The sequence below is a fragment of the Duganella levis genome, from assembly GCF_009857605.1.
Classification (GTDB): Bacteria; Pseudomonadota; Gammaproteobacteria; order Burkholderiales; family Burkholderiaceae_D; genus Rugamonas; species Rugamonas levis.
This window is the reverse complement of record NZ_WWCT01000030.1, coordinates 35,068-51,789: the sequence shown is the minus strand read 5'-3', so window position 1 is coordinate 51,789 and position 16,722 is coordinate 35,068. Positions and strand designations below refer to the sequence as shown.

The following is a 16,722-nucleotide window of genomic DNA, read 5'->3' as shown; positions in this document are numbered from 1 at the left end:
TCCACCCTGATTGCCTTGCCATGTCCCGATCCTCCCTGATGTTGCTGGTGGCGTTGCCGCTGTTGCTGCTGGCGCTGGCCGCCTGCTCGCCGTTGACGACGCTTAACGCCTTGTCGCCAGGCGGCGCTTCCGAACGCACGCTGGACCTGGCCTACGGCGATGGTCCGCGCCACAAGCTGGACGTCTACCGTCCGCATGCCGTGCAAGCTGGCCAGACTGCGGCGCCGGTGGTGGTGTTTTTCTATGGCGGCAACTGGGTGGACGGCGAGCGGGGCGACTATGCGTTTGTCGGCCGCGCGCTGGCGTCGCGCGGCATCGTGGCGGTGATTGCCGATTACCGCCTGTATCCGGAAGTCAGTTATCCCGATTTTCTCAAGGACGTGGCGCAAGCCGTGGCCTGGACGCGCCAGCACGCCACGCAATACGGCGGCGATCCGCAACGCCTGTTTGTCATGGGGCATAGCGCCGGCGCCTACAACGCGGCAATGATCGCACTGGACCCACGCTGGCTGGCAGAGCAGGGCATGGCGCCATCGGCATTGCGTGGCTGGATCGGCCTGGCTGGTCCCTACGATTTTTTACCGATAGAAAACCCGACCACCAGGCCGGTGTTTCACTTTCCGGATACGCCGCCGGCATCGCAGCCCATCCATCATGTGACGGCGTCATCGCCGCCGGCATTGCTGATTGCGGCGCGCAGCGACAGCTTGGTCAACCCGGCACGCAATACCGGTCATCTGGCCACCGCACTGCGGGCGCAGCACGTGCCGGTGCAGGAGTTGTACTACGACCATGTCAGCCACACCACGCTGGTAGCCACGCTGGCGGCGCCAATGCGCTGGCTGGCGCCGACACTGGATGATGTCGCCACCTTCGTGCTGGCGCCCGTCGCCAGGTGAATCGCGCGCCGTCTTTTTCCTTTTGGCATTACGATCCGTAGATATCAACTTACTAACAATGATCTACAGAAACCATGTCCGATATCCTGGAACCCGTCCCGCCGGTCGTCTCGACCGAACCGCCACCACCTGAGAAAAAGCCACGCCGCTGGGGCCGCTACATACTGTATGTGCTGGCCACGCTGGGCGTGCTGGCGATTGTGCTGGTGGCCGCAGCCTTCTACAAAGCTAACAAAGGGCCGGTACTGGTCAAGATCGACGAAGCCGCCTCGATCGACGAATCGATGACCCGCAACTATGGTAAGTACTCGCCCGAGAAAAAAGGCTGGGTGTTCGTCGACCAGAGCAACGAACCATTCCTGGTACGGGTGGTGCAGCAGGCGCGCATCGAGTCGGTGGACGCCAGCGACGAACTGTACTTCGCCACCAGCGGCACATCGCTGAGCGGCACCGGCAATCATTTCTACGGCGTGTTCCAGATCCGCTCGGATGGCAAGGGCGGCGACGGCCTGGTGGAAGTCGGCGAGGCGCAGCGCTACGACAGCGCGGCGCCGATCACGCCGGAAAAAGTGCGCTTCGAAGCCTTATCGGAGAACACCTGGAGCTGGGTGATCAAGGTGCAGGACGGCCTCGATCCCAAGGCCGAGCGGGTCACGGTCAGCAATGTGGTGCTGGCGCCGCATGGCGACACCATCGACCAGCTGGCCAGCTTCCGCGCCGCTGCCGACGCCGATCCCGGCCCCGATTGCGCGCAGGCCAATGCCAACTACGCCGAGTGGGAAAAGCAGGTGACCCATTACCAGAGCCTGCAGGAAGACGCGCCGAAGGAGGACATCGCCGCCGGCGATCTGCTGCTCCAGCACCAGCCGCTGCGCTGCGAACATGCGCGCTGGACCTATGCCACCGCGCCGGTCACCGGCCCGCTGCCGGGACCGCTGACGGTGACCGCCAAGGGTACCCAATACGGCGCGCCGATCGAAGCCAAGACTTGGAAGATCATGTTCGACAGCAAGGCTTTCATCTACAACGTGCCACCGGAACTGGAGTCGGAAGACGCGCAGGGTGACTAAGCCGGTGGCGTCAATGCGCTGAGCGCCAGCGGCACGCCGCGCGCCCAGCGGTTGGACGACAGCGAAAACGTCAGCGCGCGCACCTGGTGATACCAGCCGGCCGGTACATACAGCATGTCGCCCGGCTGCACCAGCACCTCGATCAGCGTGGCCTGGCGAGCCAGCGGGAAGCGCTCGTAGTCGGGCGCTTCCGGATCGAACGGCGAGCCAAACAGCATGGCGCTGGCTTCCCTGGTGTACAGGAATTCATCATGATGGGGCGGCGCCAGGAAGATGCGCTTGCTGCCCCAGATCTGCGCGAAGATATTGTCATCGTAATCGCAATGCAGTGGCGTCAGCGTGCCAGCCGGACCAACCCAGAAGCGCGCCGGCCCCATCTTGTCGAACCAGGTCGGCCAGTGGCACATGCTGTTCAATTCACGCAGTTCCAGGTTGCCCAGATAGGGCGGCAGGCCTTCGGTACGTTCGGCCAGGTCGAGATACTCGGCCATGGTCATGTCCTGCATGGCGCGGTCAGGTGCGAAGGCGGTGTTGATGTAATCGCCGACGCGCGCGCGCACCGCCATGTGGCTGTGCTTTTCGCGCAGCAGGTCCGGCGTGTGGGCGCTCAGCGGCCAGCGGCCGACCACACCCTCAATCAGGAACGGCAGGCCTAGCGTGGCGCGCTGGCGGAAGTCGGCGGCGCCGAGTCCGCGCACGCGTGGCACCGTGGTCATGGCAGGCAGCGCGCGGGCAGTCTGCTTGATGGCCTCGCGCATCTCTTGGATGGAACTGACGCCGCGCACTTGCGCATCGCGCTGTTCGCGCGCCAGCTTGTTGGCGGCCGCCTGTTCTGGCGTCTCGGTGGCCAGCACGCGCGGCGGCAGGTTCTTTTGCTTTCTTAACATCGTGATTGCTGTGATGGGGCTTCCGTCATTGTAGCGCTGACTCACTCGCAGACAAAGGTCAGGACATCGCCGGCTTGCTGGCCAAGTAGCGCGGTGGTAAGCCTACACTGCCTGGCCTCGAGCGGGATCGGCTTGGCCAGCAGGATGCGCGACTGGCGGTAGACGCAGGCCATCCAGTAGGGGGCCGAATCGGGCGGCAGGCGCCACAGCGTGACTTCGGTCTCGTCCTGGCGCTCCGTCTGGTCGGGCACGAGATTGCCGCCGTCGCTGGGATGCTGGGTGTACACCGTCACGTTGACCAGCGTGGCCGGCGGCAGTTCGCTGTCGGCCACCAGCTCCCACGAACGGTCGCTGGTGCGCGTGGTTTGGGCGATGTCGATCACGCGTGGGCAGTCGAAGATGACCGGTGCTGCGGCTGCGGGCAGACAAGCCAGCAAACTGGCGGCGACAAGCAGTGGATAGCGCACGGCGGCTCCTTGGTGACGGCGGGCCTTCCTTTATAGCGCCGCGTGCCGCTGCGCATATTGCGCTGGATTCAGGAAAACGCCTGCCACACCAGCCAGGCGTTGGCGGCCGAGATGACAGCGAACAGGAACCAGGCCAGCGTGGTGGTCCACCAGGCGTTGACGAAGTTGCCCATGATGCGGCGCTGCGATGTCAGGCTCACCAGCGGATACATGGCGAACGGCAGCTGCATGCTCAGCACCACCTGGCTCAGCACCAGCAGCGTGCCGACCGAGTGTTCGCCCAGCACGATGACACCGATCATGGCCGGGATCAGGGCCAGCCCACGGGTGATGGCGCGCCGCTGCCAGCATGGGATCTTCAGTTTCAAAAAGCCTTCCATGATCACTTGCCCGGCGATGGTGCCGGTGAAGGTCGAACTCTGGCCGGACGCCAGCAGCGCCAGGCCGAACAGAATGGCGGCCAGCGCGGTGCCGGCCACCGGTTCCAACAGGCGGTAGGCGTCGTCGATGTCGAGCACGCGGCTGCTGCCCGGCTGGTAGAACGCGGCCGCCGCCAGTACCAGGATGGCGCCGTTGATCAGCAGGGCCAGCAGCAAGGACACCACGGTGTCAATGCGTGACAGGCCGATGGCTTCGCGCCGCGCTGCGTCGTCGCGGCGCACCACGCGCGTCTGCACCACCGACGAATGCAGGTAGAGATTGTGCGGCATCACCGTCGCGCCGAGAATGCCGATGGCCAGGTACAGCGGTTCGCGTGACGACAGCGCGCTGAGCGACGGCACCAGCCCGGCCGCCACTGCATGCCAGTCCGGCTTGACGAACACCAGCTCGGCGAACAGGCAGATCGCCACCGTCAGGATCAGTCCCAGCACGATGGCCTCGACCTGGCGGAAGCCTTTGCCCTTCAGACCCAGCACGATCAGCGTGTCGAGCGCGGTCAGCGCCACGCCGACCGGCAGCGACACGCCCAGCAGCAGCTTGAAGGCGAGCGCGCAGCCCAGCACTTCGGCCAGGTCGCAGGCGATGATGGAAATCTCGGCGAAGCCCCACAGCGTCTTGCCGACCGCCGGCGAATATTGTTCGCGGCAGTGCACGGCCAAGTCTTTGCCGGTGACGATGCCGAGCCGCATGCTCAGGCATTGCAGCACGATCGCCGCCAGGCTGGACAGCACGACCACGAACAGCAGCTGGTAGCCGAACTGCGAGCCGCCCTGGATCGCCGTGGCCCAGTTGCCCGGGTCCATATAGCCGACCGAAATCAGCAGGCCGGGCCCGGCGAAGCGGATGACTTTTTTCCAGAACGGATCGCTCTCGGGCACCGCGACGGTGCCGGCTACTTCGGAAGGACAGAACGGCGCGGTGGCCGTGGTGGGCAGCTTGAAGGGCAGGGAGAACATAGGCATCCTGAACAATGATGCCTGCATTTTACTGGAGACAGAGGGACGCCGTCCCTCTGGCATTGCGCGGATTACTCGGCGGTGTCAGCGCCGTGGCACTTCTTGAACTTCTTGCCGCTGCCGCAAGGGCAGTCGTCATTGCGGCCGACTTTCGGCTCCTCGCGCTTGACGGTCTCGACCGCAGGTTTGCGGCGCGGCACCCAGAACTTGTAGATGGCCGGCAGGTTGGCTTCCAGTTCCTGCGCCAGCTTGTGGGCCTTGACCGGGTCTTCCACCAGCGGCAGTTCCTCTTCCTCGATCTCGTCGGCGCCCAGCAGGTAGATTGGACGCATCAGGTCGCCCACTTCGGACTCCCAGATCGGATCCCACGAACCCGGACGCAGCTCCATGCCTTCCCAGAAGCCCCAGCACCAGGCTTCGGCGTCGATCAGGGTCTGGCCTTCGTGCTCGTGCTCGACGAACAGCGGCTCGAACTCCTTCGGCGCCACTTCAAACGTCACCAGCACTTCGTTCATGAAGCGCATGATCAGTTCGAGGATGCGTTGTTCTTCCTTTTCGTGCTTGAACTTCGGCACGTCGGTCTCTTCCTTGCCCCATACCTTTTTCAGCCATTCGGCCGGCATGATGGTTTCCGGGCCAATCGCGATGGCAGTCAGGTAACCGTGCAGGATGTCCATGGTCATGGCATCTTCAGGGCTGCGGTCGGACAGCAGGAAGCTGTCCAGTTCGTCGAATTCTTTTTCGCTCAAAGGCTGGTCGAGTTGCATATTTTGCTCTTTTTATTTGGGGTAAGCAGACAGTATACACGCCGCGCCCCGTACAATGGCGCTTATGACCGAATCTCACCCGCAATCTCACCCTTATTCCGCCTTGAGCCCGGACTGCGTGCTCGACGCCCTCGACAGCATCGGCCTGCGCGGCGATGGCCGCCTGCTGGCGCTTAATAGCTATGAAAACCGCGTCTACCAGGTCGGCATCGAAGACGACAAGCCGCTGGTGGTCAAGTTCTACCGTCCCGGCCGCTGGAGCGACGACGCCATCCTTGAAGAACACGCGTTCACGCAGGAGCTGGCGGACGCCGAAATCCCGGCGGTGCCGCCGCTGGCGCTGCATGGCACCACCTTGCACCTGCATGCCGGCTTCCGCTTTTCCGTGTTCACCCGCCACGGCGGCCGCGCGCCGGAGCTGGGCGACCCGGCGGTGCTGGAATGGACCGGCCGCTACATCGGCCGCATCCACGCGATCGGCGCCGTGCGGCCGTTCGCCCACCGGCCGGCGCTGGACATCGACACCTTCGGCACCGAGCCGTGCGCATTCTTGCAGGACAATGATTTCATTCCGCTGGACCTGAAGGCGTCGTACGCGGCGATTTCCCAGCAGGCGCTGGATGGCGTACGGCGTGCCTATGACCGCGCCGGCGAACTGCCGCAGCTGCGCCTGCATGGCGATTGTCACGGCGGCAACGTGCTGTGGACCGACGCCGGCCCGCACTTTGTCGACTTCGACGACGCCCGCATGGGCCCGGCGATCCAGGATCTGTGGATGATGCTGTCCGGCGAGCGTGGCGAACAGGTGCGCCAGATGAGCGACATCCTGGCCGGCTACGAGGATTTCGGCGACTTCAACCCGCGCCAGATGCACCTGGTCGAAGCGCTGCGCACCTTGCGCCTGATCCATTATTCGGCCTGGCTGGCGCGGCGCTGGGACGATCCGGCCTTCCCGCAGGCGTTTCCGTGGTTCAACACCCAGCGCTACTGGCAGGACCGCATCCTGGAGCTGCGCGAGCAGGTCGCCTTGATGGACGAGCCGCCGCTGGCGATCTGACCAATCCGAGAATAGGCGGGTGTTTCCGCCTCTTCTTGCCGCTCGGCTTGCTTGACGCGTCCGTGATAATGAGAGCTCGGAAAATCCTCTCAGCGAGACTCTCATGCAAGCACAACTGGTCAAACAAGAACGCGACGACGCCACCCGGCTGCCATTGCCGATGGCCAGCGTGTATGCAGACGACACCGCTGTTCCGGCCCAGTTGCCGCGCGCAGCGATGGAAATGAAAGCCATCCAGGAAGCCATCGCCCGGGTCGAAGCTGAAGCCAAGGCCGCCTGCGCCGCCGAAAGCCGCGCCCATGCCGAGTCCCGCGCCCGAGCGCTGGCCGAAGACCGCGCCGCCATCGACGCCGCCGCCGCCGCCGTGGCGCTGCAAAACGCCCAGGCCTCGGAAGCGGCGATCACCGCCAACCAGGAACGGCTGGAATCGATGCGCGCCGCCGCCCAGGCCAGCGTGGCCCGACTGGATGCCGTCAAACAGGAAACCGCCGGCCTGCGCGCGCGTGCCGAAGCCGACAACCAGATCCGCCAGGCCGCTGAAGAACGCACCCGCGCCGAAGAAGAAAACCGCAAACGCGCCCACGAACAAATCGCCACCGACGCCGAACTGGCGCAACAGGCCGCGCGCGCCGCCGCCGAATTGCAAGAGCAGACCGAACAGGCCCGCCTGCAAGCGGCTGAACGCGTCGCCGCCGTCCAGGCCGCCAAGGAAGAAGTGGTCGGCATCGCCTCGGCCGACGCCCGCGTCGCCACGCTGGCGCGCGAACGCGAACGGCACGCCGCCGGCGCCCGCCAGACCGCCCAGCAACTGGCCGAAGCCGAAACCGAAGCATTGGAACTGACCAAGCAGCGCGAACGCGCCGACAAGATCGCGCTGGAAGCCGCCTACAAACGCTCGGCCGCCGAAGCCCGTGCGCTGGAAGAAGCTCGCGCACTGGCCCACCTGGAGCAGGAGCGCGAACAGATCGCCCAGGCCAAGGCCGAATCCGAGCACAGTGCCGCGCAATCGCTGCGCCTGCGCCTGCAAACCGAAAAAGAAATCCGCGACGCCGCCATCCACCGTGAACGCATGGAAGCGGTCGCCGCCGCCAGCGCGCAAGCACGGCGCGAAGCCGACGCCCGCATCCTGGCCGCCACCGAAGCGCGCCTCGAAGTCGACAATCAGCTGCGCGCTGTCGCACTGGCCCGCGTGCAGGCCGAAGAGGATGCCGAACTGGCCACGCTGACCAAGGTCGAGGCGGAAAGCGCCGCACTGGACCAAGCCAAACAGCGCCAGGCCGCCGACGCAGCCGCTGCCGACGCCGCCCGCGCCGACAGCCTGGAGCAGCAGCGTTCCGCCGACCTGGCCAACGAACGGGCAGCACTGGCACGCGCCGCCACCGAACTGGCCGCCAGCCAGAACGCTGCCGAACAAGCGGAAATCGCCACGCTGGCGCAACATGTCGAAGCGCAGAACGCCGCCAGCGCGCTGGCCACCGAACGCGCCGGTCGCGCCGCCGCGCTGCTGCAAGCGGAACAGGAACGCGCCGCCACCGAACAGCAAGCCATCATCGCACTGAACGCCAAACTGGACGCCGAACAACGCGCCACCGACGCCGCGCAACAGCGCGTGGCCGCCGAGCGCGCGCAGACCGAAGCGCTGCGTCAGCAGCAGGAAGCCGAGGAACGCCTGGCCGCCGCCGCCGAACAGCAAGCCGAGGCGTCACGCGTGATGGCGGCGCAAGTGTCGGCCGAAGCCGAACAGAAAGCCATCTCCGCCCAGGCACTGGCAGCGCAAGCGCGACTGGCGGTAGAGCTGGGTGCAGTGCACGCCGAACGCGCCCGCGTGGAACAGGAAAAAGCCGTCAAGGCGGAAGAGCTGCTGGTTGCCGAACGTGCATTCATCGAAGCCGAGCGCAAATCGCTGGCGCTGATTGACCAGAAGCTGACGCAGCAGCGCATCACCGCCGCGTCTGAAGTACGCGCCTCGCAAGCCATCGCCAGCCGTCTGGAAGCGGAAAAGAACATCGCCGCCAGCGCCCGTCAGCGCGCCGATGAAGCCCAGGCCGAAGCGCAAGCCATGCAGCAGCGCGAGCAGGCCGAACTGGCTGCAACGCAAGCCGTGGCCGACAAAGCCTCCGCTCAGCAAGCGCTGCTGGCGACCGCGCAGGCGCACGCCGCCATGCAACGCAAAGTCGCCGACACCACGGCCGCGATGACCGCCGCCAAACAACAATTGCTGGAATTGGAAACCCGTCGCCTGGGCGCCGCGCAAAAAGTGCTGGCGTCGGTGCAGGCCAAAGTGACGGCAGAAGAAAACAACATCACCACGCTGGACGACGTCCGCGCCCGCAAGGAAGCGGCCCGCCAGAACCAGCCAGCCGAAGCCGGCAAAGCCGTCTGGCGCGCCCGCTAACAATCCGGGGTCAGGTCCGGCACTTGGACACGAGCCCAACCGTAACGTTCGCTACGGTTGGGCTCGTGTCCAAGTGCCGGACCTGACCCCGGAGTTTAGAAGCTGTAGCCGAGGCCGATAAGTAGGAGGTCGGCATCGCGATGGTAGTCGGTGACCACGCGGTTCCATGAGGCTTGCGCCACCACGCGCTTGGCCAGGTGATAGCGGCCTCCAATGCTGACCAGCCCCGCCTTGTGCGAGCGTTGCCCCTCGGCATCCGGCACCTTGACGTTGAAGTAGGGGCCTGCCCCCATGCCCAACTCGACTTTCTGATTCAACGAACGGATCAGCCATAGCTGCGTGGCGACGCCGTTGCGCTTGCTTTGCGGGGTGTTGCCTTCGTTGATGGCAGTGACCGTCCAGTCCACATACCGCCCCACCGCGCGCCGGTATTCCAGTGCTGCAATGGTGGTGGTCTCCGAACTCAGGCTATTGTTGATGCCCTGGCCCGCCATCAAGGTAATCGCTTCGTCCGTGGCAGGGCCTTCCAGATGCAGCTTGTCGCCTTTGACGCCATTAAACTGGTAGCCCACGCCCAGCATCAGCGAGGTGGTCGAGTCCTTGCCGGTCGGGGAGATGCGGTTGACCTGCACCTGGTTGTACCAGCGGCTGTCCGCGTAGTGGTAGGTCGCCTGCACGCTATAGATGGCGGCCCAGCCGTGGTCATTGGTGTATTTGGTGTTGCCGTCGCTGTGCAGCTCGGTAGTGTCGAAGTAGTAGTACTGGCCGGCGCCGGCGGCAAAACTCCAGCCTGGCTGGTTGGGACCGGTCCGCACCCACACCTGGCCGGCCACGCCGTCGCGGTGGTGGTCGGTCGGATGGCCTTCGTTCAGGTAGCTCAGGCTCAGGCCCAGGTGTTCGTTGACCGGATGGGCGTACGAGGCGCCGGCGCTGAAGCTGTATTCCTTGGCTTCGTTGACGCGCAGCGCGCCCGCGTAACCGGTCAGTTCCTGGGCCGGCACGGCTGCCGCGGCCACCAGCGCCACGACGCCTATCAGAATTCGTTGCATAAGAGTTAATTGATATCCGGCAAAAGATGGAGTTTACCGGAAATCAAAAAACACTGTCTTACAGTAGCGCAAAATGGCAGTCTTGCCATTGTGTTAGGGCTGGATGGCGACCTTGGTGATGTAATACTCGGTTTCGCCGAAGCATTGGGTCGGCACGCCTTTGTGCTGGGCGTAGCTGAGGATGACGCGCTTGCCGGTGGCGTTGGTCAGGTCTTTGGCCACCAGCGGGTCGCGCACGCTGAATTCAAACTTTTCCGGGATCGCGCCCGGCATCGAGGTCAGCAGGATTTCGCCTTCCCAGGTCTTGCACACCCAGCCGCGGGTGGAGAATTTTTGCAGGTAGCCGGCGCGCTCGCCATCGGAGTACGAGATGTGCAGCATGGCCCAGGTGTAAGCGGCCATCAGCAGTGCGGCGGCGGCCAGCAGGCCGATGAAAGTCAGGATTACGCGTTTGGATGTGGTCATGGTGAGCCTGGGTTATGCAATGAAAGGGATGGTATCACGCGGCGTTCTGACGCTTGTAGCGCACCGACGACCAGAGCGATACCGCGATGAACGCCACGCCGGACAGTCCGGTAAACCACTCTGGAATATGGTATTTGACGCTGGCCAGCATGATCAGGGCCAGGATGCCGATCGCGTAATGCGCGCCATGCTCCAGGTAGACGTATTCGTCCAGCGTACCTTTGTGCACCAAAAACACCGTCAGCGACCGCACGAACATGGCGCCGATGGCCAGCCCCAGCATGATGACGACGACGTCGGTGGTGATGGCGAAGGCGCCGATCACGCCGTCGAAGCTGAACGAGGCGTCCAGCACCTCCAAATACAGGAAACCGCCGATGCTGCCCTTGGCCACTGCCGCCACGATCGGCGCCACGCCGGCTTCGGTGATGTCCTCGTCATCTTCCGGCGGGTCTTCTTCCAGCAACGAGCTGATCCAGCCGACCGCCAGGTAGACGATGACGCCCACTACGCCCGCCGTCAGCACCTTGTATTGCTCGGCGGCCGGCACCAGCGACACGCAGGCGAACACTGCCGCCAGCGCCAGCAGCACCGCCAGGCTCTCTGTGCCGTGCTGGCCCAGCTTTTCCTCGATCCAGCCCAGCCAGTGTAGTTCTTTCTGGTCGTCGAACAGGAAGTTGAGGAACACCAGCAGCAAGAAGGCGCCGCCGAAGGCCGCCACCTCGGCATGGGCGCCGGTCAGGTACTTGGAATACAACTCGGGCGTTGTGGTGGCCATATGCCACACTTCCAGCAGGCCCAGGCCGGTCGCCATGGATACGATCAGCAGCGGGAAGATCAGCCGCATGCCGAACACGGCCACCACAATCCCGACCGTCAGGAACAGCTTGCGCCAGAATTCGTTCCAGTGGCGCAACACCGAGGCGTTGACCACGGCGTTGTCGAACGACAGCGACACTTCCATGATGCCCAGCACGGCGGTGATCCACAGCGCCTGCACCAGTCCGTTGACGCCACCGTGGTTGTAGCCCCACCAGCCGGACAGCGCCATGAGGATGAAGGTGACGATAAACGAGATTCTGAAGTGTTGCATGGTTATCTTTATTGAAATGAGAGCAAGGGGGATTTTATATTACTTGCTTCCGTCGCTGGGTTGCCATCTGCCATAATGTCGCCACAAAAATGTTAAGGATTTAACGATGGACATCGCTTACCTCGTCACGCCGCTGATTACCTGGGTCACGGTGGGGCCGATCAAGTTCCTGATTAATAGCGCCAAGGCGCGCAAATGGGCGTTCAACCTGGTCGGCAACGGTGGTTTTCCGAGCAATCACAGCGCCGTGGTGTCCAGCATGGCGACCTTGATCGCGTTGCGCGAGGGCATCGGCCATCCGGCCTTCGGCGTCGCCGTCACGCTGTGCTTTATTGTCATCATTGACGCCAACAGCCTGCGCCAGCACGTCGGCAAGCAGGCCGCCGCCATCAACCGCCTGGCCGAAGGCAACGACAAGCACAAGTGGCTGCGCGAGCGCATGGGCCACACGCTGGTGGAAATCGCCGGCGGCCTGTGCACCGGTATCGCCATCGGCCACATCGTCAACGCCATTTTCGGCCGCGGCTGATCCTCCCTCCGGCCGGACGCTCTGTCCGGCCTGTCCGCCAAAGCGGACACTTTTCCCTTCCTGGCTTTACCGTTCATCCCCGTATTCGGCATTTCAGCCACAAATTCTGCCGTCCATCGCACTATGATTGACCTGATAACGTCGGTCGCGGATACTCCGTGCCCTGTAGTCTGGCTAAAATTTTAAGAAGCACTTAATAAATCTCGGAGAACTTTATGTTGCGTAAAACCCTGTTAGCTCTCGCCATTGCCTCTGCCCTGGTGGCCTGCGGCAAATCAGCCAAGGAGCCCGAGAAAGGAGCCAGCGCTTCCGCCTCGGCAACCGCAGCGAAAGACGAGAAAAAAGTGACTTTGCTGATGTCGCCGGAAGATACCCTGACCATCGAGTCCGACGCGCTGGCGTCCGGCCCGGTCATCACCGGCTCGATCCAGCCCGAGCGCCGCGCCGACCTGCGCGCCGAAGTGGGCGCCATCGTGCTGCAGGTGCTCAAGGAAAACGGCGAAGCCGTCAAAAAGGGCGATGTGCTGCTGCGCCTGGACGAGACTTCGATCCGCGACAGCCTGACTTCCGCCGATGAGGCCACCCGCGCCGCCGAGCAGACGCTGGCCCAGACCCAGCGCATGTACGAGCGCCAGAAAACCCTGCTGGCTTCCGGCATGGTATCGACCACCGCGCTGGAAGACGCTGAAGTACGCCGCAACAATGCCCAGAGCGATGTGGCGGCCGCCAAGTCGCGTTCGGTGTCGGCGCGCCAGCAGCTGACCCGCACCCAGGTGCGTGCGCCGTTTGACGGTATCGTTAGTGAGCGCAAGGTGTCGAACGGCGACACCGCCCAGATCGGCAAAGAACTGATTAAAGTGATCGATCCTTCCAGCATGCGCTTTGAAGGCATGGTCTCGGCCGACAAGATCGGCGTGGTTAAGCTGGGCCAGCCGGTGCTGTTCCGCGTCAACGGTTATCCGGACAAACAGTTCAACGGCAAGGTCAAGCGCGTCGATCCGGCCGCCAATGCGGTAACCCGCCAGGTCGAAGTGCTGGTGGATTTTGCCGACAATGTGCGTCCCGGCGTGGCCGGCCTGTATGCAGAAGGCCGGGTCGAAGCGCAGACCACGTCGTCGCTGATGATCCCGCCGTCGGCGCTGGTCCAGGCCGGCGACAGTAATTATGTGTGGCGCATCAAGAATGGCGCGCTGGCCAAGGTGCCGCTGAGCATCGGCACCCGCGACGAACGCACCGGCCGCTGGCAAGTGTTGAGCGGTCTGCAGTCGGGTGACATGGTGGTGCGGGTACCGGCGTCCGGCTTCAAGGATGGCCAGAAAGTCGAACTGAGCACGCCGAAGGCGGTGGCATCGGCCTCGACGCCAAAAGTGTCGGAAAAATAACAGGATAAATCGCCATGTTCCTCTCAGATTTTAGTGTAAAGAAGCCCATTGCCACGATCGTGCTGATCGTCGCGATGATGTGCCTGGGCCTGATGGCCCTGAGCAAGCTGCGGGTCAACCAGAACCCGGACGTCGAAGTGCCGTTCATCGTGGTGGCGATTCCGTATCCGGGCGCGTCGCCGGAAACGGTGGAGCGCGAGATCATCAACCGCGTGGAAAAATCGCTGAACTCGATTACCGGGGTCACCGAGATCAATAGTACGGCGGCCGAAGGTTCGGCCCAGATCCTGATCAAGTTCACCTTCACCAAGAGCCTGATCGAGGCGTCGGACGAGATCCGCAACGCCATCGCGGCGGTGCGCTACAAGCTGCCGACCGAGATGCGCGAGCCGATTCTGCAGCGCATCGATCCGTCGGCGCAGCCGGTGATGCAGCTGGCGCTGTCGTCCAGTTCGCAGACCCACGCGGAGATTTCGCGCCTGGCTGAAGACAAGCTGGCCGACCGCTTCCGCAGCATCGACGGCGTCGCCTCGGTGAATATCGACGGTTCGCTGAAGCGCGAGCTGAGCGTGCTGCTGAAGGCCGAGAAGCTGCGCGAATACAATGTCTCGGTGGGCGACGTGGTCAACGCGCTGCGCAACCAGAATGCCAACGCGCCGGTCGGCAAGGTGCGTGGCGAGCTGGACGAGAAGAGCATCCGCCTGGTCGGCCGCATCGAGCGTCCGGAAGAGTTCCAGCAAGTGGTGGTCAAGCGCAATGGCGACGAGCTGGTGCGTCTGGCGCAAGTGGCGACGATTGAAGACGGCTTTGCCGAAGTCAACAGCCTGAGCGTGCGCTCCGGTAAACCGAACGTCGGTATTTCCGTGACCCGTTCGCGCGATGCGTCGACCGTGACGGTGGCCAAGAAAATCCGCGCCATGTCGGTGGAAATGCAGAAGGAAATGCCAGCAGGCACCAAGCTGGAAGTCACCGAAGATGACGGCGAAAACGCCGAGAGCAGCCTGAACAACGTGATCGAATCGCTGGTGTTCGGCGCCGGCCTGACCATTTTCGTGGTGTACGCCTTCCTGAACTCGTGGCGCTCGACGCTGATCACCGCGCTGTCGCTGCCGACCTCGGTGCTGGCGGCCTTCATCGGTGTCTGGCTGTGCGGCTTTACGCTGAACTTCATGACGCTGCTGGGCCTGTCGCTGGCGATCGGCGTGCTGATCGATGACGCGATCGTGGTGCGGGAAAATATCGTGCGTCACATGCAGCTGGGCGCCGACCGCCGCACCGCCGCGCTGAAGGGCACGGCCGAGATCGGCATGGCGGTGGCTGCCACCACCTTCTCGATCATGGCGGTGTTTATTCCAGTGGCCTTCATGCCGGGCATTACCGGTGAATGGTTCCGTCCGTTCGCGCTGACGGTGACCTGCTCGGTGGCGGTGTCGCTGGTGATTTCGTTCACGCTGGACCCGATGCTGTCGGCCTTCTGGGGCGATCCGCCGGATCACCACGATGCACCGCGCCGTGGCATCGAGAGATACTTCGCCAAGTTCAATCACTGGTTCGACCATCAGGCCAACCGCTACGGCAATGTGATCGAATGGGCGCTGCACCACCGCCGCGCGATGGGCATCATTGCGCTGGCCACCTTCGTGGCGGCGATCGGCCTGCAGGTCAAGTTTGGCGGCGCCAGCTTCGTGCCGGCGTCCGACTGGGGTACGATTGCGATCGATGTGCGGACGCCGTCGTCGTCGTCGCTGGAGTACTCGCGCCTGAAGCTGGAAAAAGCTGCGGTGATTGCGCGCGGCATCAAGGAAACCAAGGAAACCAATAGCTACGTCAACCTGAGCGGCGGTCGCATCTACGTCGATATCGGCAAGAAGACCGAGCGCAAGCGCGGCGCGATTGAGGTGGCCAAGGAGTTGCGTGAGAAGCTGGCCGGGCTGGTCGGCGCCGAATACACGGTGCTGGACGACTTGAGCAATGGCGCCCGCAAGCCGGTGCAGATTGAATTCACCGGCGCCGATTCGCGCAAGCTGATGGAAATCACCAACGGCTTCATGGACCGCTTGCGCCGTGTGCCGGGCGCGGTTGATGTCGGCCTGTCCGAGATGGATCCGAAGGACGAGCTGCAAATCGTGCTGAACCGTGGCCTGGCCAACTCGATGGGCATCGCCACCGGCGATGCGGCGCAGGCGCTGCGCGTGGCGTTTGCCGGTATCGAGGTGGGCGACTGGGTCGATCCGACCGGCGAGTCGCGTGACGTCGCCGTGCGCCTGGCGCCGGAAGACCGCACCAGCGCCGAGAACATCGAGCGCCTGCCGATTTCGGTGGTGGGCACCAATCAGATGGTGCCGCTGGACCAGATCGCGGAAGTGACGATGGGCAAAGGCCCGTCCACCATCAAGCACAAGGATGGCAAGCGCGTGATTACCGTCACCGCCAACGTTGAAGGCCGCTCGCCTGGCGAGGTGACCACCGACGCCATGAAACTGGTCAAGGATATCGACTTCCCGCCGGGCTACGGCCTGGCGCTGGGCGGCGCCGGCAAGGACATGCAGGAAGTGTTTGGCGCCATGGGCATCGCCCTGATCGCCGGTATCGGCCTGATGTACCTGATCCTGGTCATGCAGTTCGGTTCGTTCACCGCGCCGGTGGCGGTGATGCTGTCGCTGCCGCTGTCGCTGATCGGCGTGGTGCTGGGCCTGCTGGCCACCAACAGCACCATCAACCTGATGAGTCTGATCGGCGTGATCATGCTGATGGGCCTGGTGGCGAAGAACGCCATCCTGCTGCTGGACGCGGCGCGCAAGCGCCAGGAAGAGGGCTTCAGCCGCGAGGATTCGCTGATGTATGCAGGCCGCATGCGTCTGCGTCCGATCCTGATGACCACCTTCGCGCTGATCGCCGGTATGTTCCCGGTGGCGCTGGGGCTGGGCGAGGGCGGCGAGTTCTACCGTCCGATGGCGATTGCGATTATCGGCGGCACGATCACCTCGACCTTGCTGACGCTGCTGATGGTGCCAACCTTCTATGACAGTATCGAGATCAAGAAGGACAGCGCCATCGTCAAGCTGCATCGCCGCGCCGAACGCTTCGGCATGATCCTGGCCGTGCTGTCGATCGTGATCGAGTTCCTGCTGTTCCTGGTGCTGCTGCGCTTTGTGTTCCGCTCAATCCTGTGGGCAGTGCGCAAGGCGTTCGGCAAGGACAAAAATCCGCCAGCGCCACCGGCGGAAGTCGAACGGAAGATTGCTTGAGTGCAATTATCACTTGA

General features: G+C 63.8%; 14 protein-coding genes. 7 read left to right on the top strand and 7 right to left on the bottom strand.

The annotated features are described in order from the left end of the window. Positions 1 to 20 precede the first annotated feature (20 nt). Together GTP69_RS27090 and GTP69_RS27085 are read left to right on the top strand one after the other, a co-directional pair. Positions 21 to 899: an alpha/beta hydrolase gene (locus GTP69_RS27090; RefSeq protein WP_161057798.1), complete on the top strand. Its 879-nt coding sequence runs from the start codon at positions 21 to 23 to the stop codon at positions 897 to 899. Between the two features lie 74 nt (positions 900 to 973). Continuing rightward, positions 974 to 1,969: a hypothetical protein gene (locus GTP69_RS27085; protein ID WP_161057797.1), complete on the top strand. Its 996-nt coding sequence runs from the start codon at positions 974 to 976 to the stop codon at positions 1,967 to 1,969. Here the strand turns inward: GTP69_RS27085 and GTP69_RS27080 are convergent. The 4 genes from GTP69_RS27080 to GTP69_RS27065 form a co-directional block, all read right to left on the bottom strand. Then, complete coding sequence (locus GTP69_RS27080; protein ID WP_161057796.1) at positions 1,966 to 2,856, bottom strand: cupin-like domain-containing protein; 891 nt, start codon at positions 2,854 to 2,856, stop codon at positions 1,966 to 1,968. The genes GTP69_RS27085 and GTP69_RS27080 overlap by 4 nt on opposite strands. A 41-nt stretch (positions 2,857 to 2,897) precedes the next feature. Beyond that, a complete protein-coding gene (locus tag GTP69_RS27075) occupies positions 2,898 to 3,323 on the bottom strand; it encodes an STY0301 family protein (protein ID WP_161057795.1) in 426 nt (141 codons plus the stop codon). A 68-nt stretch (positions 3,324 to 3,391) separates the two neighbouring features. Then, positions 3,392 to 4,720, bottom strand: coding sequence for an Nramp family divalent metal transporter (locus GTP69_RS27070; RefSeq protein ID WP_161057794.1), 1,329 nt, complete (start codon positions 4,718 to 4,720; stop codon positions 3,392 to 3,394). 71 nt (positions 4,721 to 4,791) lie between these two features. Continuing rightward, positions 4,792 to 5,487, bottom strand: coding sequence for a UPF0149 family protein (locus tag GTP69_RS27065; RefSeq protein ID WP_161057793.1), 696 nt, complete (start codon positions 5,485 to 5,487; stop codon positions 4,792 to 4,794). Between the two features lie 64 nt (positions 5,488 to 5,551). Between GTP69_RS27065 and GTP69_RS27060 the strand changes: the two genes are divergently transcribed. After that, positions 5,552 to 6,544: a serine/threonine protein kinase gene (locus GTP69_RS27060; protein WP_202424590.1), complete on the top strand. Its 993-nt coding sequence runs from the start codon at positions 5,552 to 5,554 to the stop codon at positions 6,542 to 6,544. A gap of 103 nt (positions 6,545 to 6,647) precedes the next feature. Further along, positions 6,648 to 8,939, top strand: a complete 2,292-nt coding sequence (locus tag GTP69_RS27055) for a coiled-coil domain-containing protein (protein ID WP_161057791.1) — start codon at positions 6,648 to 6,650, stop codon at positions 8,937 to 8,939. A 95-nt stretch (positions 8,940 to 9,034) separates the two neighbouring features. Here the strand turns inward: GTP69_RS27055 and GTP69_RS27050 are convergent, their stop codons facing one another. The 3 genes from GTP69_RS27050 to GTP69_RS27040 all read right to left on the bottom strand — a co-directional run bounded on the left by GTP69_RS27050 (position 9,035) and on the right by GTP69_RS27040 (position 11,546). Beyond that, positions 9,035 to 9,988, bottom strand: a complete 954-nt coding sequence (locus GTP69_RS27050) for a hypothetical protein (protein WP_229261168.1) — start codon at positions 9,986 to 9,988, stop codon at positions 9,035 to 9,037. A gap of 93 nt (positions 9,989 to 10,081) precedes the next feature. After that, positions 10,082 to 10,453, bottom strand: coding sequence for a DUF8785 domain-containing protein (locus GTP69_RS27045; protein WP_161057790.1), 372 nt, complete (start codon positions 10,451 to 10,453; stop codon positions 10,082 to 10,084). 34 nt (positions 10,454 to 10,487) lie between these two features. After that, positions 10,488 to 11,546, bottom strand: a complete 1,059-nt coding sequence (locus GTP69_RS27040; protein ID WP_161057789.1) for a DUF475 domain-containing protein — start codon at positions 11,544 to 11,546, stop codon at positions 10,488 to 10,490. 106 nt (positions 11,547 to 11,652) lie between these two features. Between GTP69_RS27040 and GTP69_RS27035 the strand changes: the two genes are divergently transcribed. The 3 genes from GTP69_RS27035 (at position 11,653) to GTP69_RS27025 (ending at position 16,705) form a co-directional block, all read left to right on the top strand. Beyond that, positions 11,653 to 12,075, top strand: a complete 423-nt coding sequence (locus GTP69_RS27035; RefSeq protein ID WP_161057788.1) for a divergent PAP2 family protein — start codon at positions 11,653 to 11,655, stop codon at positions 12,073 to 12,075. 215 nt (positions 12,076 to 12,290) lie between these two features. Next, complete coding sequence (locus GTP69_RS27030) at positions 12,291 to 13,457, top strand: efflux RND transporter periplasmic adaptor subunit (protein WP_161057787.1); 1,167 nt, start codon at positions 12,291 to 12,293, stop codon at positions 13,455 to 13,457. A gap of 14 nt (positions 13,458 to 13,471) precedes the next feature. Next, complete coding sequence (locus GTP69_RS27025; RefSeq protein ID WP_161057786.1) at positions 13,472 to 16,705, top strand: efflux RND transporter permease subunit; 3,234 nt, start codon at positions 13,472 to 13,474, stop codon at positions 16,703 to 16,705. The last annotated feature ends 17 nt before the right edge of the window (positions 16,706 to 16,722 follow it).

Bases quoted from the DNA above. Each gene is read 5' to 3' on its own strand.
- GTP69_RS27090 (WP_161057798.1), top strand. From the start codon at position 21: ATGTCCCGATCCTCCCTGATGTTGCTGGTGGCGTTGCCGCTGTTGCTG.
- GTP69_RS27085 (WP_161057797.1), top strand. From the start codon at position 974: ATGTCCGATATCCTGGAACCCGTCCCGCCGGTCGTCTCGACCGAACCG.
- GTP69_RS27080 (WP_161057796.1), bottom strand. From the start codon at position 2,856: ATGTTAAGAAAGCAAAAGAACCTGCCGCCGCGCGTGCTGGCCACCGAG.
- GTP69_RS27070 (WP_161057794.1), bottom strand. From the start codon at position 4,720: ATGTTCTCCCTGCCCTTCAAGCTGCCCACCACGGCCACCGCGCCGTTC.
- GTP69_RS27065 (WP_161057793.1), bottom strand. From the start codon at position 5,487: ATGCAACTCGACCAGCCTTTGAGCGAAAAAGAATTCGACGAACTGGAC.
- GTP69_RS27060 (WP_202424590.1), top strand. From the start codon at position 5,552: ATGACCGAATCTCACCCGCAATCTCACCCTTATTCCGCCTTGAGCCCG.
- GTP69_RS27055 (WP_161057791.1), top strand. From the start codon at position 6,648: ATGCAAGCACAACTGGTCAAACAAGAACGCGACGACGCCACCCGGCTG.
- GTP69_RS27050 (WP_229261168.1), bottom strand. From the start codon at position 9,988: ATGCAACGAATTCTGATAGGCGTCGTGGCGCTGGTGGCCGCGGCAGCC.
- GTP69_RS27045 (WP_161057790.1), bottom strand. From the start codon at position 10,453: ATGACCACATCCAAACGCGTAATCCTGACTTTCATCGGCCTGCTGGCC.
- GTP69_RS27040 (WP_161057789.1), bottom strand. From the start codon at position 11,546: ATGCAACACTTCAGAATCTCGTTTATCGTCACCTTCATCCTCATGGCG.
- GTP69_RS27035 (WP_161057788.1), top strand. From the start codon at position 11,653: ATGGACATCGCTTACCTCGTCACGCCGCTGATTACCTGGGTCACGGTG.
- GTP69_RS27030 (WP_161057787.1), top strand. From the start codon at position 12,291: ATGTTGCGTAAAACCCTGTTAGCTCTCGCCATTGCCTCTGCCCTGGTG.
- GTP69_RS27025 (WP_161057786.1), top strand. From the start codon at position 13,472: ATGTTCCTCTCAGATTTTAGTGTAAAGAAGCCCATTGCCACGATCGTG.